Genomic DNA, 21,701 nt, shown 5'->3' with positions numbered 1-21,701 from the left:
CCTTAGCTTGGTACAACACAGCAAGACCATTGATTAGCCGGGCGGTCGGTTCGGCGATCTCCGCTCCGTCCGCCTGCCTGGCGACCGCCAGCGCATGCGGAGCAAGCGGGTCGAGGATCGGCCAGCTTCGCACGTCTTGCGGATCGCCTTCGAAAGCCGCGTCCACCCACCCCAGCGCCTCCCGCAATGCCTCGCCCCGCCGCGCCTCCATCATGCTTCGCCGCGCGAAATCCTGCACCAGCCGATGCACGGCGAAACCGTCCTGCGCCGCCTTGCCGGCCTCGACCGCCGCGCGCGAGACGAGCGAGTAGGCGAAGAGATTGGCGCGCGCCGCGCGGGCGTCGAAGCCCTCGGGATCGCCGGGCGCGGCGACGTCGAGCAGGGAGGCGGGGACCGGCTCCGGCGCGAGGAAGGCGAGGCGCTCGAGCAGGTGGTGGGCGTCCGGGGTCAGGCGGTCGACCGAGGTCGCCCAGGTCGCGGCGAGGCCAGTGTCGTGGTCGTAGCTCATCAGCGTCTTGTCGAACCAGGCGAGCACGGTCGCGCGCTTCTCGCGCCACAGTTTCAGATAGCGCCCGAAGCCGATACGCTCGGCAGCGATATAGGCGCCCGCCTGTTCGAGCCCGAGCGCCAGGCCGCCGAGTTCGCCGGCAAGCTCTTGCGCCAGCTTCGCGTCGTCGGGCAAGTGCGCGCGGTCCTCGTCGGTGCGCTCTAGCAGGAAGGCGACCGAGGCCGTCTCGTCGAGCACGCCGAGTTCGAGCTTGCGCAACGAAGCGGGGAAATTGCCGGCGCGGCCGGTGACGACGACCTTGCCGCCGCTGAGCCGCGCCAGCAGCGCGTCGACGGCGGCGACGGCGGCGGGATCGTCGACGTTGTCGACGATCATCAGCCAGCCCGGATGGGCGGCGAGCCAGCCGAACGCGGCGGCGATCTTCGCCGCATCCTCGCGCGCGTCCTGCTCCGGCAGATCGAGAACGTCCGGTCCGGCGAGCGCGGCGAGGCCGGTATCGAGTGCGGCCGGCGTATCGGCGCGCACGAACAACAGCGCCGAATGCTCGCTTTCGTGCTGCAACGCGTATTCGACCGCCAGCCGCGTCTTGCCGATCCCGCCGAGCCCATGCAGCGCCCGCCCGACGATCGCGGTTCTCCCACCCGCTTCCGCCGTCAGAGCTTTGTGCAGCGTATCGAGGACTTCCTCGCGGCCCTTGAAGAGCGAGCCGAGCGAGGCGAAGGGGAGGTTCTTCGGGCGGCGCGGCGTTCGTTCGGCGCGCGCTTTCGCCAAAAGATCAAGAATGACGCTGTAGGCGATTTGTTTGGCGAGATTGTCTAGGCTGGTGAAGGTGCGAGCGGCAGCATGCCGGCCCACAGCATTGAGTCGCGCCAAGTGGTCGGCTTGCGCGGCGCGCGAAGCGTCCGTCGGCGCGTGTTTCGGGCCGCGCTCGGCTTCGTCAGCGGCCTTGGCGATCAACAGCGGCTTGCGATGATACAGCGCCAGCCACGCCTCCCACTGCGTGTAGGAGACGTCGACGCCGTCGCCCAGCGCTTCGCCGAGCGGCGGCAAGTCGGCGACGAGATCGGGATGTTTGACCAGCAGCGCGTCGACGTCGCGCTTGAGCGGCGCCGAGCCGGTCATGTCGCCGACGAGATGCACGACGCAATCGCAGTGCGCGATGTAGACGTCGAGCTCGTCGAGCGTGTCGCCGCCGAGGTCCTTGAAGTCCTCCTGCACCTTCACTTCGACGTTGGGCCGCGTGAGGTCTTTGCGGAGCAGATCGCGATAGGCGCCGAACTCGTCGGAAACCGTCGAGAGAAAGACCTTCACTGATTCCGGCATGGGCGCGCCCGCCGCAGAATTTCCCGCTCGTTGGTTGTGGCACGCCGGATCGGCGGCCGGAAGCGCCCGCCGGCGCAACGAACCCGCAGGTGACGCCAACCTCGCGAGTCGAGAGAGATGACGCGGGCGCGCCTTCGGCCCCTCCCCTCATCCGGCCGACTTCGTCGGCTGCTTTCTGCAGCGAGCGAGAGAGGAAGAGCCCCTTATGCGAATCCTCGCTCTGAGAGAATCCCTGGAGAGAACGCCGGCAACTCACCCCGTCATGGCCGGGCTTGTCCCGGCCATCCACGCCGTGACACAGCGGCCAGCCTCGACGGTTGATTGCGGTGGCGCCGCGTGGATGGCCGGGACAAGCCCGGCCATGACGCTGAGAGGGGACGCCATGACGCTGGGTGGGGACAATGACGGTTTGAGCCGCGCCTACCCTCATCCGGCGCTTCGCGCCACCCCCGGGGCTTCGCCCGGAGGCAGGCTGTTCTCCCGCGAGCGGGAGAAGGGGTTCGCGGCGCGGCCTCTGCACCACCGTTACAATGCGACCGCGGCGGCCGTTACATCGACACGCGCCGATTGCCCGAAATCATTGTCCCGAACCTGGCGTGAAGCCAGCGTCGCGGCGACTTCGATTTCAGGCGCGAATTCCGCGTCTTTGCTTGAAGGAGCGGCCCATGCGAGGCCTTGCGATGCTGACGACGGCGCTGCTGCTGGCTCTGGGCGGCGTGTCTCAAGCCGCCTGCCGGTTCGATTACGGCAGGCTTTATTTCGGGTTCGAGAACCCCTTGAAGGGCGAGGCGGAGAGCGGCAAGCCGTGCGGATTCGCTTTGAGCGCCGCCTTGAGCGCGGGCGGCCATGGGTTCCGCGTCGCGCAGCCGCCGCAGCACGGCGTCGCCGGAATCGGCGACGATTCCGGCATGCCGGTCGTCGGCTATCGATCCGCCGCGGGTTATCGCGGTCCCGACGAATTCGTCGTGAACTTCACCGGCGGCAATGCGCGCGTCCATGATCTGGCGAGCGGCATCCATGTCTATCTCGACGTGAAGTAAGCCGCGCGTCGGCGCGGAGGTGCTTGAGGTTCGTCAGCGCCCTCATCCGACGCGCCTTCGGCGCCTGCCCTCATCCGTCACGCTACGCGTGACCCCTTCTCCCGCAAGCGGGAGAAGGGTTCTCTATCCAATCCAGGTGAACCCGCCGCCCTCGAACAGGATCGCGCGGCCTTGCCAGATGTCGGCGTTTTCGGCCGACGAGGGGGCGACGCCGGCGATCAGCGTCATCAGCGCGCGGGCGACGCCGCCGTGCGAGACGACGAAGCCATCGGCCTTCAGCGAATCGAGCCACGGCTGCAGCCGCGCGGCGAGCATGGCGTAGCTCTCGCCGCCCGGCGGGGCGAAATTCCACTTGTCGGCCTCGCGCGCCCGCGCGCCGGCGGGATCGCGCCTGGCGACCTGGGGCCAGGTCAGCCCCTCCCATTCGCCGAAGGTCAGCTCCTTCAGCGCCGGCTCGAGCGCGTAGCGCGCGGGCGCGAGGCCAAGCGCCGCGCGCGCAAGCTCCATCGTCTGACGGGTGCGGATCAGCGGCGAGGCGGAGAAGGCGCTCGCCGCCTCGAGCGCGGCGATCTCCGCCGGCATCGCCTTGCGCAGCGCGCGGCCGATCGCCGACGCCTGGGCGCGTCCGCGGCCGTTCAAGGGAATGTCGCGCTGGCCCTGCAGCCGGCCTTCGGCGTTGTAGTCGGTCTCGCCGTGGCGAACGAACACAATGCGATAGGGAATGGACGCCAAGACGGATCAACCTTCGGCAGACGGACGGCGCGGTTTCTACGCGGCGCGCCGCCGCAGCGTCAAACCGTCTTCAACATGCCGCCGTCGACGAAATAGCTCGAGCCGACGCTGTAGCTGGCGCGGTCCGAACAGAGGAAGACATAGAAATTCGCCAATTCCTCGGGGCTGGCGAAGCGCTTGATCGGCGCGTGCTCGTTGGCGACGCCGTCGAGATAGGCCTGCCAGTCGCCGCCCTTGTCGGCGGTGAGCTGCTTGGCGGTCTTGATCCAGTCGGGCGTCAGGATCAGCCCGGGATTGACGCAATTGACGCGGATGTTGTCGCCGATCAGCTCGGTCGACAGCGTCTTCGAGAACATCATCAGCGCCGCCTTGGTGACGTTGTAAATCGGCTCGTACCACAGCGGCTGCGCGGCGCAGATCGAGGCGGTGTGGAGGATGACGCCGCCGCCGCGCTTCTTCATCAGCGGCGCGAGGCCGCGCCCCAGCCGCACCGCCGCCATCACATGCAGATCCCAGTAGGCCTGCCACTTTTCGTCGGGCGCCGCCATGACCGTTTCGTTCGATCCGGTGCCGGCGTTGTTGATCAGGATGTCGACGCCGCCGAAGGCGCGCTCGGTCGCGGCGATGAGGATGTCGGTCCCGGCGCGGGTCGAAACGTCGCAGGCGACGCCGACTGTGCGAACGCCATGACGCTCGGCGATGCGGCCGGCTTCGGCGCGCACGCGCTCTTCGCCGCGCGCGGCGATGACGACATTGACGCCTTCGGCCGCCAGCCCATCAGCGACCGCAAGGCCGATGCCGACGCTGCCGCCGGTGACGACGGCGACCTTGCCCTTCAATCCGAGCTCCATGGCGACCTCCCTTCCCTGTTCCGTTTCGCGCCTTCAGGCCGGCGGCGGGCGCCAGCCCCATTGGTCGGCGAGCGCCAGGCATTCGGCGACCGTGCCGACCCCGGCGGTGGTCGAGACCGCGCGCATCGACGCGGCGGCGCAGGCGTGGCCGAGCCGCAATGCGTCTTCGACCGCGCGCTCCTGGTGCAATCCATAGAGGAGGCCGGCGGCGAAAGCGTCGCCCGCGCCGTTGACGCCGGCGATCGCCTGGCGCGGCGCGGCGACCGAGCCGACGGCGAAGGCGGCGCCGGCGCGCGTCACCGCGATCGCGCCTTCGGGGAAATGGGCGACGGCGAGACGCATCGGCCCTTGCGCCAGCGCCGCGGCGAGCGCGGCGCGGAGCGCCGGCGGGTCGGCCTTGCCGTCGCGGCGGGTCTCGAGGCCGGCGACCGCGCCGATCTCGTAATCGTTGACGATCAGCAGGTCGAGATGCGGCAGGCACGGCCGCGCCAGCTCGGCGATGCGCGCACGGCCGACCGACATCAGTTCGAGATTGGTGGCGATCCCCTCGCGCCGCGCCGCCGCCAGCGTCGCCGCCCAGCCGTTGGCTTCGCCGCCCCAGGGGACGTCCATGCGCTCATGCGCGCCGGGCAGGCCGAGGTGGAGGATCTTGGCGCGCGTGCGCGAGAAGTCGAAATGGTCGGGGCACATCGCCGACGCGACGCCCTGATGGTAGAAATGGGTGCGCCGCCCGCTCGACCTCACGTTGAAGGCGTCGACGGTCATCGTCGCCCCGCCCGACAGGCTCTTGAGCCCCGCGCGCGCGACGCCGGCCGCGTCGCATTGGGCGAACAGGAAGCGCGCCTCGTCGTCGTCGCCGACGACCCCCATCGTCTCGACCGGCAGAGCCGGATCGAGCCGCTTGAGGTCGAGCGCCATGTTGCAGCCCGAACCGCCGCCCTGGCGGTCGACCGCCAGCACCTCGTTAGTGGTGTCCTCGGCCGGCCAATCGGCGATCGATTTGTTGTAGTCGACGCACCACGTTCCCGCGGTGACGACGCCGTTACGCGCCTCCATCGGCCCGCCCTACCCCAGCTTGAGCATGGCCTCGGTGATCTCGCTGTCGGCGGCGAAATCGCGCGCCGGCGCGACGCCCTGCTTGAGCAGGGCTTCGTGATAGGCCTTGACCGCCTCGAGCGGCTTCAACGCGCCGTCGGCGACCGCGCGCATCATCTTGACCATGTCGAGCGGCGATTCGGCGAGGTTGATCTTGCGGCCGAACAGGGCGACGCGCGCGCCGTACTTCTCCGCCTGGAAAATCAGCTCGAAGCAATCGCGGGTGGTGCCGGCGCCGCCGCCGAGCACGCCGACGACCAGGCTCGGGTCGAAGGAAGCGAGCTCGTCGAGCGCGCGCGGCCCGTTGTAGACGATCTTGAGGAAACGCGGCCGCTCGGCCTCGGTCAGGCCGGCGAGGCAGCGCACGATGCAGTCGTTGACGAAATACGGCATGATGTCGGGAGCGATCAGCCCGGTGTTGGGGTTGAAAACTTCGAGGAAGTAGCGGAAGTCGTTGGCCGCCGCGTCGGCGCGGAACACGCTGTAGGCTTCCAGCGACTCGAGATCGGCGTCGAGATCGCCGCTGAAGGTCACCGAATAGAGGCCGAGATCGGTCAGCGCGATCTTGGCGTTGGGATGGGGCGTCGCCCCGCCCGAACGCACGCGCGACAGCGAGGCGGTGCGGAACGGCCGCGACGGCTTGGTCAGGTAAGGCGAACCGCGCACCACCCAGACGTCGGTCGCGTCGTTGGCGCGGATCGCCGGCTTCACCCCCGTGCCGGCGAAGGCGTCGCGCGCCACCAGGCGCTCGAGATTGGAGGCCGAGACCAGCGTGATGTCGACGACGTCCTGCTTGATCACCGCTTCGACGCCGTCGATGAACGCCTCGCGCGTGCGCCACTTGCCCGGCTCGCCGGAGCGCGCCGGCCCGGCGCCCTGAATGCCGGGACCGTTTTCGGAATCGAGCGCGGCGGCGAGGACGAAGTTGTTGCGTGCGTACGCGCCCGAACGGATACGCGCCAATTTTCCATCCAACCGCAACATGGGCGCTCCTTCAGGCCGTTTGTGACGTTACGAGGCGAAGCTTCTAAGCGCAGCGGGCGCGCGAGGCAATGCGACGCGACGCCCGTGGCGCTCCGGCCGGGTTCGCGCTATGCCATCGCGCCCGACGCCGCCTGGAGGAATCCCACATGTTCGTTCTCGCGCTCGGCCTCGTCCTGACGCTCGGCGTCCACGTTTTCGCCAGCCTGCGCGGCCCCCGCGGGCGCCTGGTCGAGCGGATCGGCGCCGACCGCTACCGCGGCCTCCACTCGCTGGTCGCCGCATTCGGCCTGGCGCTGATCGTCTGGGGCTTCATCCGCTACCGCGCTTACGCTTGGGATCAGATCTGGGTCCCGCCCGAACACGCGCGCGACGTCACCTGGACGCTGATGTGGTTCGCCTTGGTTTCGCTCGCCTGCATGTACGGGAAGCCGAGCCGAATCCGCGGCTGGCTGCGCCACCCGCTGCTCGCCGCGGTGACGCTGTGGTCGCTCGCCCATCTGATCTCGAACGGCGACGCGGGCGGCATGCTGCTGTTCGGCGCGTTCTTCGTCTGGTCGATCTACGCGCGATTCGCGCTGGAGCGGCGCGGCGACCCCGGCGCGGCGCCTTCGGCCGCCTTCACCCGGGCCGACGCGATCGAACTCGTCGTCGGCACGGTCCTGTGGGCGGCGCTCGCCATGCTCCACCCCTATTTCGCCGGCGTGGTCGCGATCGACTGGTGAGCGGCGGCGGCTGAGGATTTCCGCTTTCCCGAAGCGGGGGCTTCGGTTAGGGTCGCCGCCTTCGTCCGACCGGGGAGAGCAAAGGGATGTCCGACGCGCCGCGCTTGCGCATTCTCGTCATCGGCGCCAGCGGCGAACTCGGGCGGGCGGTGGTCGCCGAACTCGGCGCGCGTCACGACATCGTCGCGGCCGGCTCGAAGTCGGGCGCGGTCCGCATCGACATCGCCGATCCCGCCAGCATCGTCGCCGGCCTCGAGGCGGCCGGAGCGCTCGACGCGGTCGTCTGCGCCGCGGGCAGCGTCAATTATCCGCCGCTCGGAACGATCGCGCCCGCCCCCCTGGCGCAATCCGCTTACGGCCTCGGCCTGATCAACAAGCTGATGGGCCAGGTCAACCTCGCCCTGGCGGCGCGCGACTGGCTACGCGACGGCGGTTCGATCACCCTGATCGCCGGCGTGCTCGCCGATGCGCCGATCGTCGCCGGCTCGTCGGCGAGCATGGTCAACGGCGCATTGGAGAGCTTCGTCATGGCGGCGGCGATCGAGATGCCGCGCGGCATCCGCATCAACGCGGTCAGCCCGACGGTGTTCGCCGAATCGATGGGCGCCTATGGGCCGTTCTTCCGCGGCTTCGACCCCGTGCCGGTCGCGCGCGCGGCGCGCGCCTTCAGCCGCAGCGTCGAGGGCCGGCAGACCGGCCAAGTCTACAAGGTCGTGTGAGCGGCGATGCGCTGGATCCTCGTCGTCGCGGCGCTGATCGCGCTGACGCTCGCCGTCTTCGCGCTGTGGCCGGGCGTCGACCTCGCGGTCGCGCATGTGTTCTACGACCGCGGCGGCTTCGCCGGCCATGACCGGCTGGAGCGGTTCGGACGCGACTTTTTCCGCGTCGCGCCGTTCGTCGCGCTCGCCGCCTATATCGCGCTCTACGCCCTGCGCCGCGCCGGCGTCGCGGTTTTCTGGGCGCCGACCGGCCTCGGCGTGATCTTCCTGATCGCGACGATCGCGATCGGCTCCGGGCTCATCGTCAATCTCGGCCTCAAGGACCACACCCACCGCCCGCGCCCCGTCCACGTCGTGGACTTCGGCGGTCCCGACGCATTCCGCCCCTGGTATCGCTTCGACGGCGCCTGCAAGGCGAACTGCTCGTTCGTTTCCGGCGAAGCCGCCTCGGGCTTCTGGATGGTCGCGCCGGCTCTTCTCGCGCCGCCGCCTTGGCGGGCGCCGGCGGTGGCGGGCGCGCTCGTTTTCGGCGCCGCCGCGAGCGTGCTGCGGATGGCGTTCGGCGGCCATTTCCTCTCCGACGTGCTGCTCGGCGGGCTGATCTCGCTGCTGGTGATCCTCGTCGCGCGACGTTTGCTCTGGCCCAAGGGCGGACCCTAGACCGTCCGGCAATTCGTCCGAATCGCCGGACGGTCCAGACTTTTCGTTGTCGCGCGCCTTTGGCGAAAAACCGGCCGCCACTTTTTCGCCGCGCGCTCCAGAGGGTTGCGCGCCGCCCGCGTCCGTCTATAAGGGCCGCGGACGCAAGCGGGGGCGCGCCGTCGGGCCGCCCCGCGTCCTCGAACCCTTCCCGTCGCTTGCGAGCGAAAGCTGATGTCAAAGCCGAAGACCTCCGTGAAGCGCGTCGTGCTCGCCTATTCGGGCGGCCTCGACACGTCGATCATCCTCAAGTGGCTGCAGACGACCTACGGCTGCGAAGTCGTCACCTTCACCGCCGACCTCGGCCAGGGCGACGAGCTCGAGCCGGCGCGACGCAAGGCGGAGCTGCTCGGCGTCAAGCCGGAGCACATCTTCATCGAGGATCTGCGCGAGGAATTCGTCCGCGACTACGTCTTCCCGATGTTCCGCGCCAATGCGCAATACGAGGGCCAGTACCTGCTCGGCACCTCGATCGCCCGGCCGCTGATCGCCAAAAGGCTGGTCGAGATCGCCCGCAAGGTCGGCGCCGACGCGATCGCCCACGGCGCGACCGGCAAAGGCAACGACCAGGTGCGCTTCGAGCTCTCGGCCTACGCGCTCGAACCCGACATCAAGATCATCGCGCCATGGCGCGAATGGGACTTCCCCTCGCGCACGGCGCTGATCGCCTTCGCCGAGAAGCACCAGATCCCGATCGCCAAGGACAAGCGCGGCGAAGCGCCGTTCTCGACCGACGCCAACCTGCTGCACGTCTCCTCGGAGGGCAAGGTGCTTGAGGACCCGGCGGTCGAGACGCCCGGCTACGTTTATTCGCGCACCGTCGATCCCGAGTCCGCGCCCGACAAGCCGACGATCGTCGAGATCGAATTCGAGCAGGGCGACGCGATCGCGATCAACGGCAAGCGCCTGTCGCCGGCGGCGCTGCTGACCGCGCTCAACCAGCTCGGCCACGACAACGGCATCGGCCGGCTCGATCTGGTCGAGAACCGCTACGTCGGCATGAAGTCACGCGGCATGTACGAGACGCCGGGCGGCACGATCCTGCTCGCCGCCCATCGCGCGATTGAGTCGATCACCCTCGACCGCGGCGCGGCGCACCTCAAGGACGAGCTGATGCCGAAATACGCCGAGCTGATCTACAACGGCTTCTGGTTCGCCCCCGAGCGCGAGCTGCTGCAGACGCTGATCGACAAGAGCCAGGAATTGGTCGCCGGCCGGGCGCGGCTGAAGCTCTACAAGGGCGGCGTCCATACGATCGGCCGCGACAGCCCGAACTCGCTCTACGACCAGGAACTCGTCACCTTCGAGGAAGGCGCGGTCGCCTACGACCACAACGACGCCGCCGGCTTCATCAAGCTCAATGCGCTGCGGCTGCGCACGCTCGCCAAGCGGCGCAAGAAGGCGGCGGCGAAGGGCTGAACCGGCAGGCGCGCGCGTCGAGCGCGCCTATGGCGCGACGCTCAGCGGCACTTGCTCGCATGCGCGTCGAAGACCATGCCGACGAACGGCAGGAAGGTCGAGGTCATCGCCTCCTGGCTGCTCAGCTCGCGGCATTGGGTGTGCCAGACCCAGGCGGCGTTGGTTATCACGCCGGCGACCCCGACCATCACCGTGAAGGCCGGCCACGGCGACGCCCAAGCGGAACCATGCGCATTGGCCGGAACGATCGACGGCGTCGTGAACGCCAGCGCGGCGATCGCCAGAACGGCGACCTGCTTGCGAATTTTCATATGGGCCCCCATCCCGAAGCCTCGCCGCGCCACCCCTAAGCGCTAGCGGCCACGCTTCTCGCCGATTCGTTACCACGATCGCTGCCGGCCCGTCACGTGGCGCGGGCGCCACAATCGAGCATTTTTGCAACGAACGGCGGCCCCCCGCCGCTAAAACGGTCCGCCGCCGGGGTCAGCGGATCGGCGCCGCGATCGTCACCGGCGCGCCGTCGGCCTCGGGGACCGGCGCCGCGGAGAGCGTCAGCGCCTCCAGCGGCCAGGAATGCAGCAGCGGCAGCCGCGCAGTTTTCTTCGACTGATGGCGGCTCATCTTGCCGATGACCTCGGCGAGGAAACCGATCGCCTCCGTCACGTGCGGGCCCTTGTTGAGCATCACGCATTCGGCGCGCTGAGCCATCGCCGCGTCGGTGGTCTCGGCGCGGCTCGGCAAGCCCTCCTTGACCAGATCGTCAAGCACTTGGGTCGCCCAGACGACCGGAATGCGCGCCGCCTCGCACAGCCACAGGATTTCCTCCTGGATTTCGGCGAGGCGGACGTGGCCGAGTTCGACCGCGAGGTCGCCGCGCGCGATCATCGCCGCGGTCGGCCGCGAGCCCGCCGCCTGGACCAGCAGGCGCGGCAGGTTGCGCACCGCCTCCAGCGTCTCGATCTTCAGCACCAGGGGAATCGGCGCGCCGCCCGGCCGCGCCGCCGCCAGCGCGCGGTCGAGGGCGACAATGTCGCGCGGCCGCTGGACGAAGGAGAAACCGATCAGGTCGGCGCATTCGGCGACGACCGGCAGGGCGGCGAGATCGTCCTCCGACAGCGGCGGCAGGTCGAGCGGCGCGCCGGGAAAGTTGACCCCCTTCTCGAGCTTCAGCTTGCCGCCCTTGCGGCGCGCGCCGACGATCTCGACGATGCGGTCGCCGCCTTCGATCGCCGCGACCCGACCGCGGATCTTGCCGTCGTCGATCCATACCGGCGCGCCGACGGTCAAGCCAGCGACGACTTGCGGCAGGCTGACGGCGACGACCGGCAGGTCCGAAGGCGTCGCCGCGGTCAGGCGCTGCGCCAGGCGCAGGCGGTCGCCGACCTGAATTCGCGGCGGCCGCTCCGGCGACAGGCTTTCAATGCGGCATTTCGGCCCCGGCAGATCCATCAGGATGCGGCAGGGCCGGCCGTGACGCTCCGCCGCCCGCCGCACCTGGTCGACCATCGCCCGCCAGACCGGCGGCGAATCGTGGGCGCAATTGATGCGCGCGCAATCCATGCCGGCCTCGACGTAGCTGTCGACCAGCTGCGGATCGCTCGCCGCTTCAGCCGGCAGCGTCACCATGATCGCCGCGCCGGTTGCGCGGCCGAACAGAACCTGCCGCTGCTCACGCAGGCGTCGCGCCCCCTCCGACCACAGCTCCGGATCGGGGAACGGCTCGGGCGCGCCGCCGCAGAGCCGCGCCAGCGCCGCTGCGACGGCGTCGAGATTGGCCATCACATGGCTCTCGCAGCGGCCGAGCGAGGACAGCCCGAGCGCCGCCAGACTGGCCTGCAGCGCCGACAGGTCCTGGCGGCGCAGCGCCAAATAGTCGGCGAGATTGCACGCCGAAGGAAGGAAATCGTCGCGCGCGATCGCCTCGCGCCAGCCGCTGACGAGGCGATCGGACTCACGCCGTATCCGCTCGCGCAAGGCGAGCAGCGCTTCGCGCGCCGCCTCGGCGCCCGGCGGCGGCGGAAAGGCGGCGTTGAGATTGAAGGCGGAGGCCCGAGCCTTGCGCTGCAAAATCGGCACGAACGAATCACCCGTCTGGAGACGGCCGGCGACAGGCCGGCGAGGCTTAAGCCGATATGACGGCGACGCGACAATCGCGCGACAGGCGCCGCGGCGCCTTGTCGCCCGTCAAGCCGGGTTCGCGGCGGCGACGGCCATCGGCAAAGACCGACAACAGGCCTTCGTTCGGACCGTAATCAGGAAGTGCGCGCGAATATTCGCGCCTTTTGCTCCGTTCGACGGTCGCTGGCTCCGCCAATCCGTCGCGGGAGACCAGCGCGGCGCGATCGAAGCCCGGCGCCGAAGAACGATCATCGCCGTCGTCACGATCTGAATGTCTCGCAAGCCTCGAACCCAAGGAGTACGCAAATGGTGTGGAGAACGATCCGCTCCGAAACCGTCGCCGCGATACTCGCCGCGACTTGCCTGGCGGCGCCCGCTTTCGCGCAAGCGCCGGCGCCGACGGCGCAAAGCGCGCCGCCAGCCAATCGGTTGGCGCTCGTGATCGGAGAAGCCGGCTATGTCGGCGCTCCGCTTCAGACCGCCGCCAACGACGCCGCCCTCGTCGCCAAGACGCTCGGCGGCGCGGGCTTCGACGTCAGCGAATTGCATGACCTGAACACGTCCGATCTCGCGTCGGGCTATCAAGCGTTCCTGGCCAAGGTTCAGGCGGCGCCGCCCGGCGCGGCGGTGACCGTCTATCTCGCCGGCCTGGCCGTCAATGTCGGCTGCGACGACTATCTTCTGCCGGTCGACGCACAGATCCGAACGGCGTCGGACGTCCCGGCCATTTCGCTGAGCATGACCAAGGTGATGAACGATTTGGCGCAGACCTCGTCGCAGGTCCGGGTCGTGACGCTCGACGGCGCGCGGCCGATTCCCGGCAGCGTCAGCGCGGTGACGTTTCCCAGGGGGCTGATCCCGCTCGATCCGCCCGCCGCCACGACTTTCGGCCTGTCGGCCGAAGTCCACGACTTCGAGGCGCCGCCGAGGCCGGGCGACGCCGACGACGCCTACGCCGTCGCCTTGGTCGGCGCCGTGCAACAGCCCTTCGTCGACGTCGATTCGACGATGCGCCAGGTTCGCGTCGCCGCGCACCAGGCGACCGGCGGCGAACAGACGCCCTGGCACGCGACGAACCCGACCACGCCGCCGTTCTCGTTCCTCTTGAACGCAGACCCGGCCCAGGCGCAGGCGCTGAGCGCGAACCTGCCGAGCGGCGCCGGCCCGCTCGACGGCTTGGACCCCCAGGCCGCCTATTGGGCGGCGATCTGGCGCAACACGATCGCCGACGACCAGAACTTCCTCGACGCCTTCGCGGCGAAAGCTTCGCCCGATCAAATGGCGCGCATCCGCATGCTGCTCGCGCTGCTCGAGCAGCCCAACCCGACTTGCCAAGCGCAAGCGCCCGCCGCGCCCGAACCGCCGGTCGTCGGACTGGCGTGCCCTGAAGGTTTCGCGTTCGGCGAAGGCGCGGACGAAGGCGTATGCGAGCCGAGCGGACCCTATCTGCCGTGTCCGCCGGAAACGCGCCCGATCTTCATCAGAGGCCATCTCGACTGCCGGATCGCGCATTTTTGCCCGCCCGGCTCACACCCTGTCTGGACGCCGAACGGCTGGCGCTGCGGCGAGCCGCGACCGTGCCGGCCGGGCGAACCGCGCTGCCCGACGCCGACGCCGACCCCGACGCCGACGCCGACTTGCCCGCCGGATCGGCATTGCCCCACGCCGACGCCAACCCCGACGCCGACCCCCACGCCGACGCCGACCCCAACTCCGACTCCGACTCCAACTCCAACTCCGACTCCAACTCCCGCGCCGACGCCCACGCCATCCCCGACGCCGATTATTCAGTTTCGGCCGGCATGCGTTCCCGGCGTCACTTGCCTGCCGCCGGCGACCAATTCGCCGGTGATCCGACGCTACCCGCACTATCCCGTCTATCCGGTCTACCCAGGTCGGCCGCCGGGCTGGCGCGCCGATCACCCCGGGTATCCGGGCTACCCGATCTATCGTCGCTATTACCCTTTGCCGCATCGTCCGGTCGTGACTCCGTACGGCGGTTACGGTTACCGACGCACGCCGTACTAGTGAGCTGATCCAAGAGCCGCGCGCCGCTCGATTTCGCGGCGCGCGGTCGAATTCAAAAACGGAGGACGCATCGATTTGCCGATGCGTCCTCCGTTTCACATTCGCCTGGCGCGCCGCGGGTGCGGCGACTCCCCGCCGACCATCGCTGGCCCTGCCCCGGCTCGACCATCGCCGCGACTCGGCGCGGCGGCCGTTTCCCTCGACCCGCGGCGCCTGGAGTTCGCCGCACTTGCTTGGAATCGGCTGGTCTCCAACGCCCCTCATCGTGAGGAGCCCGCGCAAGCGGACGTCTCGAACGATGAGGGCGCCTCACCGCTTGCGCAGTCGCTCTCGTCCTTCGACTCGCCCGCTTTCGCGGGCGGCTCAGGATGAGGTTCGCGTAAACCCACCTGCAATGCGCTCTGGCGCCGATCAATCGGCGCTTGCGCCGTTTCGTTCGAGGAATTCCAGCACGCCCGCCTTGTGGACCTTGTCGCCGACGGCGAGGTTGTGGTCGCGGCCGGGTATCTCCAGCGCCTCTCCGCGCGGCAGGATCGCCGCCAGCCGATGCGGATCGCCGGCGACCGCGTCGCGCGCGCCGACCGCCACCAACGTCGGACAGGCGATTCGCGCCGCCTCGGCTTCGCTCAAGGTCTGGCGGGAGCCGCGGATGCAGGCGGCGAGCGCGACGCGATCGCTCTGGGTCTGGTCGGCGAAAGCGCGGAACATGCGCTGCATCGGGTCGGTGAGGGCATCGAGCGACGGCGCCGCCATCGCGTCAGCGATGCCGAGCGGCAGGCCGACGCCCTCGACCAGCCGATCGCCGAGCCCGCCGAGGATCAGCCGGCGAACCCGCTGCGGATCGGCGAGCGCCAGGAAGGCGGCGATGCGCGCGCCCATCGAATAGCCCATGACGTCGGCGCGCTCGATGCCGAGATGGTCGAGCAGGCGCGCGGCGTCGGCGGCCATCAGCGCCGAATGGTAGGCGGCGGGATCGGTCGGTTTGTCGCTCGCGCCGTGGCCGCGATTGTCGAAGGCGATCACCCGGCGGCCGTCGTGGGTCAGCGTTTCGACCCAGCGCGGATTGACCCAGTTGACGCGATGGTTGGAGGCGAAGCCGTGGATCAGCAGGATCGGCTCGCCGCGGTCGCGCCCGTGCGGCGCGACGTCGATAAAGGCCAGCCGCAGGCCGTCGGAATCGAAGAACTGGACCATGCGCGGCGCCATAACCCGCCCGACTGCAGCGCGCCAGCGCCGACTCCGTAGCGCGGGCGTCCTGACTCAGCGGCGCGGGCGTCCCTGCCCGCGGGCGCGGAGGCCCGCGCCACTCACCCGCGGGCCGCCCGGAGCGAGATCGGACTTGGCGGGAGGCGACGGATCGGCGTTAATCGCGCTCGACTCGGAGCCTGGAGCGCAGCCATGAAAACCCTCGCCGTCGCCCTCACCGCCCTGGTCGCGCTCGAGCACCTCGGCTTCCTCGGCCTGGAGATGTTCGCCTGGAGGCTGCCGGTCGGCCAGAGCGCCTTCCACACCACGGCCGAATTCGCCGCGTCGACCGCGGCGCTCGCCGCCAATCAGGGGCTCTACAACGGCTTCCTCGCCGCCGGCCTCGCCTTCGCGCTATGGCGCGGCGATGTCGCTTTCCGGTTGTTCTTCCTCGGCTGCGTCGTCGTCGCCGGGCTGTTCGGCGCGGCGACCGCTTTCATCGACATCCTGTTCGTCCAGGCGCTGCCCGCCGCGCTCGCCTTCGCCGCGACGCTCGCCGCCCGGCCGCGCGCCGCAACCGCGTCGCTCAAATGATCCCCAACCGCGCCGCCACGCTCAATTTCGATCTCGGCGAAGCCGCGGAGTCGATCCGCGACGCGACGCGCGATTTCGCCGACGCCGAGATCGCGCCGCGCGCCGCCGAGATCGACCGCGACAATCGCTTTCCGCGCGACCTGTGGCCTGAGATGGGCGCGCTCGGGCTGCACGGGATCACCGCGCCGGAGGAATACGGCGGGCTCGGCCTCGGCTATCTCTGCCATTGCGTGGCGATGGAGGAAGTGTCGCGCGCCTCGGCCTCGGTCGGCCTCTCCTACGGCGCCCATTCCAACCTCTGCATCAACCAGCTCGTGCGCAACGGCGATGCGGAGCAGAAGCGGCGCTACCTGCCCAAGCTGATCTCCGGCGAGCATATCGGCGCGCTGGCGATGTCGGAAGTCGGCGCCGGCTCCGACGTCGTGTCGATGACGACGCGGGCCGAGAAGCGCGGCGACCGCTTCGTCCTCAACGGCGCCAAGATGTGGATCACCAACGGCCCGCTCGCCGACGCGCTGATCGTCTACGCCAAGACCAATCCCGCCGCCGGCCCGCGCGGCCTCAGCGCCTTCATCGTCGAGCGCGGCATGAAGGGGTTTTCGTCGGGACCGAAGCTCGACAAGCTCGGCATGCGCGGCTCCGACACCGGCGAGCTGATCTTCGACGATTGCGAAGTCCCCGAGGAAAACCTGCTCGGCGCGCTCGGCAAGGGCGTCGCCGTGCTGATGAGCGGGCTCGACTATGAACGCGTCGTGCTCGCCGCCGGGCCGCTCGGCATCATGCAGGCGGCGATGGACGTCGCTCTGCCCTACGTCCACGAACGCAAGCAGTTCGGCAAGCCGATCGGCGAATTCCAGCTCGTGCAGGGCAAACTGGCCGACATGTATGTGACGATGAACGCGGCGCGCGCCTACGTCTATGCGGTGGCGCGCGCCTGCGACCGCGGCGAAACGACGCGCGAGGATTCCGCCGGCGCCATCCTCTACGCCGCCGAGCGCGCGACCCAGGTCGCGCTCGACGCGATTCAGATCCTGGGCGGAAACGGTTACGTCAACGACTATCCGACCGGCCGCCTGCTGCGCGACGCCAAGCTCTACGAGATCGGCGCCGGCACCAGCGAGATCCGCCGCATGTTGATCGGGCGGGAGTTGTTTGTGAAGAGCGATCGCCCGTAGATCCGAAGCGGACGCCGCGTTCGGCGCGGTCTAGGCCGCGACAACGCCGACGACGGCGGCGAACGCATGCGCGCCGTCCGACAAGCGTCTTCCCTGGAAACGCAGAAGGCGCTCGGCGCGTGACGACGCTTCGGGCGGCGCCCCCTCGATCGCTACGGCGTCGCCGACCTGAATTTCGGCGAGAAAATTCACCTCATAGCGGTCGACGCGCCAGGTTCGATGCGCCTCGAGCGGCGTCGAGTCGAGAATCCATTGCGCGTAGCGCGTATTGTTGACGTGTCCGTTCACATCCAGATCGCTGTTCCGCACAGAAAATCTGGCGGTCTCCGCGAGGCCCTGGCGCACGGCGATCTTCTCCGGCGTGAAGGCGAGCGCGCCGTCCAAGCGAAAATCCAGACTTCCTGCGGCGACCGCAGGACGAATTGGCCGACGCGTTTTCACGTCCAATGTCAGCCAACTGGCCGTGCATTCGCCGACTTTGCGATCGGCGACCCGCATTTCGTAGTCGCGATGGATCAGCGGCCCTTTGATCGGCCTGACCCAGGTGCGGACGAGGAGCTGGTCGCCCCAATTCGGCCAAGCGGTCATGGCGAGCTTCTGACGGCTGAGTATCCAGAGCGCGCCCATTTCCATCGTGGCTTCGTAGCCGTGGCCGAGATGGTCGGCGTGGGCCCACGCGACGTCCTGCAAGATATTCAGCAGGCCGACGAGGCCGAGGCGCTTCTGAGCGTTCGCGACAAGAGAATTGACGGCGTAGCTCTGGGTCCAAACAACTTGCTTCATGCCATCCCATTAAACCCCGCGCCGGGATGCGGCGAGATCGTCGGCCTGAGGTCAATCGTCGCCGCCCTGCGGCGCGAGCGAGATCCGCCGTATGTTGATCGGGTGGGAGTTGTTTGTGAAGACGGAGCGCGTTTAGTCTCCCCGCGCCGCGGACCGGCGTCCGCGCGACGCAGCGGAGACACGCCATGATCCACACGCTTAAAATCGCTTTGATCGCCGCCTGCGCGCTCGCGCCAATCGCAGCGGACGCGCAGACCGCCAATAATCTCGCAACGCTCAAGGGCCTGGCGCCGTTCGCGACGCTGCCCAACTCGCCCGCCGGCCAGGCGGCGCTCGCCGCCAACTTCGCGGTCACCGGCGGCATCCAGACCGGCGTTCTGCGGCGGCCGAGCCTGTTGCCCTTCGCCGAACAGCAGCAGCAGGCGCTACGAGACGTCTTCATCACCGGCGGCGACCTCGCCGAACTCGCCGACGGACTCGGCACGACGCTCGGCGCCGCCTATGTCGCGCGCGCCCATTACCTCGACCGCTCGCATTTCACCAGCGTCTCGCCGGCGGTCGCCGACGTCATCGCCTACGCCGAGATGACCAGCGCCGTCGACTCCAACTCCGCCAAGTACTTCTTCGCCAACGCCACCACCGACGGCAAGACGCCGGTCTCCGACCAGGCCGCGGCGATCCTGGCCGAAAACCAGGGCGTAACCGACGTCTACGGCGTCGCCTACAGCAAGCCGCGCGGCGGCCCCGGCGCCGACCCCTACGGCGACTCGCGGCCGTTCCAGACCGAGCCGAACTTCGCCGCGATCGCCGGCCCCGACTATTTCAACGTCCCCGCCGACAATGTCGTCTACAACCGCGGGCCGGCGATGAACCTCGTCGACAGCCCCTCGTTTCCCAGCGGCCACACCACCTACGGCTACACCGGCGCCCTGCTGCTGGCGCTGCTGACGCCCGAGCGCTACCGCGAGATGATCGCGCGCGGCGCCGAATACGGCGAGGACCGCATTGTCGTGGGCGCGCATTACGCCACAGACGTGCTGGCCGGTCGGACATTGGCGACCTACGACGTCGCCCATCTGCTCGCCAACGATCCCGCCTATCTCGGCCAGACGCTGAGGAAAGCGCCGGTGATCGCCGACTTCCCCGCCGCGCTGAAGGCGGCGCGCGCCGACCTTGTCGCCGCGCTACAGGCGGGCTGCGGCGACACGATCGCCAATTGCGCGCGCGCCGACACCGGCCGTTTCAACGATTCGGCGGCGGACGAAGCCTTCGTGGCCGCGACGCAGACCTACGGCCTGCCAGTCGTCTATGCCAAGGCGGCGGAGACGAGCGAGGATGTCGCCACGCTCGCCCCCGAAGCGGGCTATCTGCTCACAATCGCGTTTCCGTCGCTGAGCCTCGCCGAAGCCGATCAGATCCTCACCGAGACCGAGGGACCGGGCGGCGGCTTCCTCGACGACGGCGTCTCGCCGTTCGGAATCTATTCGCGGCTGAACCTCTACGCCGCCGCGAGTCTGGCGGCCGGGCGCGCGGCGGGCAAATAGGCGAGGCGGACGCTTCCGCTGCGGCGGCGCGTCTCAGTTTGAAAACAAGACGGATTTGCAACCGCTCGCGCCACACTGGGCTTCCGCGCTATGCTTGGCGCAAAGCAGGAGGGCGCCATGGCGAAAAAGAAGGCGGAAACGCTAACGATTACCCGCCTCGTCCACGATCTGAAGCAGCGCAAGTCGTGGGTGACAATGGTGTGGGACAAGCCGCCGGATCGTCACATTAGTTTGGAGGTGCCCTACGGAACCTCTTTGGATGATATTCACAAAGAGGCGGAGAAGACGGTGAAGACGTTTTCGGTGGAATTCGCAGCGACCAAGATTCTCTCGCCGGAAAAGTGAACGGCGCCCAACCCCGCTAAAGGGGCGGCGCGGTGCGCGCCTTTGCCTCGCCCGTTTTTCACGACGTTCGGACTTTGCTTTGGCCACCCCCCGCCTCGCGCTTCGCGCCCCCTTCCCCGCCGTTCCCGGCTCGCCGCCGGTCGAATGGCGCGTCGAGGCCGGACTGGTCGCATACCCGCAAGCGCTGGCGGAGATGGAATCGCGGGCCGAGGCGATCGCCGAGGGACGCGCCGCCGAGCGGGTCTGGCTGATCGAGCACCCGCCGCTCTACACGTCCGGGACCAGCGCCAAGCCGGCCGACTTGCTCGACGCGCGCTTTCCCGTCTATCGCGCCGGGCGCGGCGGGCAGTTCACCTATCACGGGCCGGGCCAGCGGGTGGCCTATGTCATGCTCGACCTCAAGCGCCGCCGCCCCGACGTGCGCGCCTATGTCGCCGCGCTCGAAGGCTGGCTGATCGATGCGCTCGCTGCGCTCGGCGTCGAAGGCGAAACGCGCGAGGATCGCGTCGGCGTCTGGGTCGCGCGGCCCGACAAGCCGCCGGGACTCGACGGCGCGCCGGCCGAGGACAAGATCGCCGCGATCGGCGTCCGGGTGCGGCGCTGGACGACGTTTCACGGCGCAGCGCTCAACGTCGCGCCCGACCTGTCGCATTTCTCCGGCATCGCGCCCTGCGGGATTCACGAGGCGCATTACGGCGTGACCAGCCTCGCCGACCTTGGCCGCGCCGCGACCCTGGCCGACGCCGACCGTGCGCTGAGAGCCTCGTTCGAGGCGCGTTTCGGGCCGACCGTCGAGGCTTGAGCCGGCGTCTGGCGCGCGCGCGGCGCTTCGCTTAAGGAAAGGACGGTCGGCGCCGACGACGCGGCGCGCCGTGAAGCGAGACCCGTCCATGTACGCCGCCCCCCATCGCGACCGCGAGCGGATCGACGGCCTGGCGACTTTCGCCGCCGCGGCGTTCTTGACCGCGCTCGGACTGGTGGCGGCGCTGGCGCGGGTCGGCGCCCCCGACCGGGTCGTCGCCGCGCTCGGGCCTTTCATTGCGGTCATGGGCCTCGTCGTCCTCGGCCTCGTCAATCGCACCGCGCGCCTCGGCGACTTCCTCGCCGCGCGCCGCGCCGTCCCGCCTTTCTATGCCGGCATGGCGCTGACGGCGACGGCGGCGGGCCTGGCGCTGACCTTCGGCTCCGAAGCGGCCGACGCCTTCGCGCCCTGGCCCGCCGCGGCCGCCGGCCTCGTCGGCGCGGCGCTGATCGTCGGCCCGCTGCTGCGCCGCGCCAACGCCAGCGCCGCCGCCGACGTCCTGGCGACACGCTTCCAGGCCGCGCCGATCCGCCTTGCTTTCGGGCTCGCCATTTTCGTCGTCGGCGGGCTGACGGCGGCGGCCGGCTTCGCCGTTGCGGTCGACGCGCTCGCCGCGGCGGCGGGCTTAAGCCGCCGACTCGCCGAGTTCGCGATCGCCATGACGCTCGTCGCCGGCGTCGTCCCCGGCGGCCTCAAGGGCTTGCTGTGGAGCGACGCCGCCAGCGCCGGCGCCGCGATGGCGGTCGCGGCGATCGGCGCGGCGCTGGCGTGGAATGGCGGCGGCGGCGGCGGCGGCGTGGCCGCCGAATGGCTGGCGATTCCCGCCGAGCCGAACGACGCCGCCTTCCTGCTGCGCTCGGCGGCGGCCGCGCTGGCGCTGGCGGGCTTCCTGCCGTTCGCCATGCCGTCGCTCGGCGTCCCGCAAGGCGAAGCGCAACGCGCGGGCGGGATGGGGTTGATCCTGGCGCTGATCGCCGCGGCGCTCGGCGCGGCCGCCTCGGTCGGTTTCGCCGACATCGGCGCGGCGCGATCGCC

The 21,701-nt window shown here is 69.6% G+C and carries 20 protein-coding genes and 1 pseudogene; 12 read left to right on the top strand and 9 right to left on the bottom strand.

Annotation, left to right across the window (positions count from 1 at the left end):
* The coding region (locus tag ABSF49_RS10415) for a DUF7779 domain-containing protein (protein ID WP_490363320.1) at positions 1-1,831 on the bottom strand (1,831 nt) is incomplete at its 3' end.
* Between the two features lie 665 nt (positions 1,832-2,496).
* Between ABSF49_RS10415 and ABSF49_RS10410 the strand changes: the two genes are divergently transcribed.
* A complete protein-coding gene (locus ABSF49_RS10410; protein WP_424112586.1) occupies positions 2,497-2,871 on the top strand; it encodes a hypothetical protein in 375 nt (124 codons plus the stop codon).
* 123 nt (positions 2,872-2,994) lie between these two features.
* Here the strand turns inward: ABSF49_RS10410 and ABSF49_RS10405 are convergent, their stop codons facing one another.
* The 4 genes from ABSF49_RS10405 to ABSF49_RS10390 are packed head-to-tail and all read right to left on the bottom strand — an operon-like array spanning position 2,995 to position 6,533.
* Entirely contained in the window at positions 2,995-3,603 is a 609-nt protein-coding gene (locus tag ABSF49_RS10405) for a histidine phosphatase family protein (protein WP_424112585.1), read from the bottom strand.
* Positions 3,604-3,662: 59 nt separating this feature from the next.
* Positions 3,663-4,454, bottom strand: coding sequence for an SDR family NAD(P)-dependent oxidoreductase (locus tag ABSF49_RS10400; RefSeq protein ID WP_424112584.1), 792 nt, complete (start codon positions 4,452-4,454; stop codon positions 3,663-3,665).
* Positions 4,455-4,487: 33 nt separating this feature from the next.
* Complete coding sequence (locus ABSF49_RS10395; RefSeq protein WP_424112583.1) at positions 4,488-5,510, bottom strand: carbohydrate kinase family protein; 1,023 nt, start codon at positions 5,508-5,510, stop codon at positions 4,488-4,490.
* Positions 5,511-5,519: 9 nt separating this feature from the next.
* Positions 5,520-6,533 (bottom strand): hypothetical protein, encoded by a 1,014-nt coding sequence (locus ABSF49_RS10390; RefSeq protein ID WP_424112582.1) that lies wholly within the window; start codon positions 6,531-6,533, stop codon positions 5,520-5,522.
* A gap of 146 nt (positions 6,534-6,679) precedes the next feature.
* Here ABSF49_RS10390 and ABSF49_RS10385 point away from each other — a divergent pair, with 146 nt between their 5' ends.
* The 4 genes from ABSF49_RS10385 to ABSF49_RS10370 all read left to right on the top strand — a co-directional run bounded on the left by ABSF49_RS10385 (position 6,680) and on the right by ABSF49_RS10370 (position 10,092).
* Entirely contained in the window at positions 6,680-7,255 is a 576-nt protein-coding gene (locus ABSF49_RS10385) for an NnrU family protein (RefSeq protein WP_424112581.1), read from the top strand.
* An 86-nt stretch (positions 7,256-7,341) separates the two neighbouring features.
* On the top strand, positions 7,342-7,974 hold the full coding sequence (locus tag ABSF49_RS10380) for a short chain dehydrogenase (protein WP_424112580.1): 633 nt from the start codon (positions 7,342-7,344) through the stop codon (positions 7,972-7,974).
* Between the two features lie 6 nt (positions 7,975-7,980).
* Positions 7,981-8,634 (top strand): phosphatase PAP2 family protein, encoded by a 654-nt coding sequence (locus ABSF49_RS10375; RefSeq protein ID WP_424112579.1) that lies wholly within the window; start codon positions 7,981-7,983, stop codon positions 8,632-8,634.
* A gap of 213 nt (positions 8,635-8,847) precedes the next feature.
* Positions 8,848-10,092, top strand: coding sequence for an argininosuccinate synthase (locus ABSF49_RS10370; protein WP_424112578.1), 1,245 nt, complete (start codon positions 8,848-8,850; stop codon positions 10,090-10,092).
* 41 nt (positions 10,093-10,133) lie between these two features.
* On the opposite strand, the gene ABSF49_RS10365 is transcribed toward ABSF49_RS10370, so the two are convergent.
* Together ABSF49_RS10365 and ABSF49_RS10360 are read right to left on the bottom strand one after the other, a co-directional pair.
* Entirely contained in the window at positions 10,134-10,403 is a 270-nt protein-coding gene (locus ABSF49_RS10365) for a hypothetical protein (protein WP_424112577.1), read from the bottom strand.
* 172 nt (positions 10,404-10,575) lie between these two features.
* Positions 10,576-12,168 (bottom strand): pyruvate kinase, encoded by a 1,593-nt coding sequence (locus tag ABSF49_RS10360; protein ID WP_424112576.1) that lies wholly within the window; start codon positions 12,166-12,168, stop codon positions 10,576-10,578.
* Between the two features lie 348 nt (positions 12,169-12,516).
* Between ABSF49_RS10360 and ABSF49_RS10355 the strand changes: the two genes are divergently transcribed.
* Positions 12,517-14,238, top strand: coding sequence for a caspase family protein (locus ABSF49_RS10355; RefSeq protein ID WP_424112575.1), 1,722 nt, complete (start codon positions 12,517-12,519; stop codon positions 14,236-14,238).
* Positions 14,239-14,649: 411 nt separating this feature from the next.
* Here ABSF49_RS10355 and ABSF49_RS10350 read toward each other — a convergent pair whose 3' ends face one another.
* Positions 14,650-15,432 (bottom strand): alpha/beta fold hydrolase, encoded by a 783-nt coding sequence (locus ABSF49_RS10350; protein ID WP_424112574.1) that lies wholly within the window; start codon positions 15,430-15,432, stop codon positions 14,650-14,652.
* 204 nt (positions 15,433-15,636) lie between these two features.
* Between ABSF49_RS10350 and ABSF49_RS10345 the strand changes: the two genes are divergently transcribed.
* Together ABSF49_RS10345 and ABSF49_RS10340 are read left to right on the top strand one after the other, a co-directional pair.
* Positions 15,637-16,017: a DUF1304 domain-containing protein gene (locus ABSF49_RS10345; protein WP_424112573.1), complete on the top strand. Its 381-nt coding sequence runs from the start codon at positions 15,637-15,639 to the stop codon at positions 16,015-16,017.
* A complete protein-coding gene (locus ABSF49_RS10340) occupies positions 16,014-17,192 on the top strand; it encodes an isovaleryl-CoA dehydrogenase (protein ID WP_424112572.1) in 1,179 nt (392 codons plus the stop codon). The genes ABSF49_RS10345 and ABSF49_RS10340 overlap by 4 nt, the downstream gene beginning before the upstream one ends.
* 30 nt (positions 17,193-17,222) lie before the next feature.
* Here the strand turns inward: ABSF49_RS10340 and ABSF49_RS10335 are convergent, their stop codons facing one another.
* Entirely contained in the window at positions 17,223-17,975 is a 753-nt protein-coding gene (locus tag ABSF49_RS10335; protein ID WP_424112571.1) for an acyl-[acyl-carrier-protein] thioesterase, read from the bottom strand.
* Between the two features lie 185 nt (positions 17,976-18,160).
* On the opposite strand from ABSF49_RS10335, the gene ABSF49_RS10330 reads away from it, so the two are divergent.
* The 4 genes and pseudogenes from ABSF49_RS10330 to ABSF49_RS10315 form a co-directional block, all read left to right on the top strand.
* Positions 18,161-19,519 (top strand): phosphatase PAP2 family protein, encoded by a 1,359-nt coding sequence (locus ABSF49_RS10330; protein WP_424112570.1) that lies wholly within the window; start codon positions 18,161-18,163, stop codon positions 19,517-19,519.
* A gap of 117 nt (positions 19,520-19,636) precedes the next feature.
* Positions 19,637-19,864 (top strand): hypothetical protein, encoded by a 228-nt coding sequence (locus ABSF49_RS10325; protein WP_424112569.1) that lies wholly within the window; start codon positions 19,637-19,639, stop codon positions 19,862-19,864.
* A gap of 79 nt (positions 19,865-19,943) precedes the next feature.
* Positions 19,944-20,666, top strand: a complete 723-nt coding sequence (gene lipB / locus ABSF49_RS10320; RefSeq protein WP_424112568.1) for a lipoyl(octanoyl) transferase LipB — start codon at positions 19,944-19,946, stop codon at positions 20,664-20,666.
* Positions 20,667-20,754: 88 nt separating this feature from the next.
* Positions 20,755-21,701, top strand: a pseudogene (locus ABSF49_RS10315) (hypothetical protein); the annotation flags it as partial.

The organism is Roseiarcus sp. (genome assembly GCF_049514155.1).
Classification (GTDB): Bacteria; Pseudomonadota; Alphaproteobacteria; order Rhizobiales; family Beijerinckiaceae; genus Roseiarcus.
Note: the sequence above shows the minus strand (reverse complement) of the source record. Positions and strands in the feature narration are given on the sequence as shown.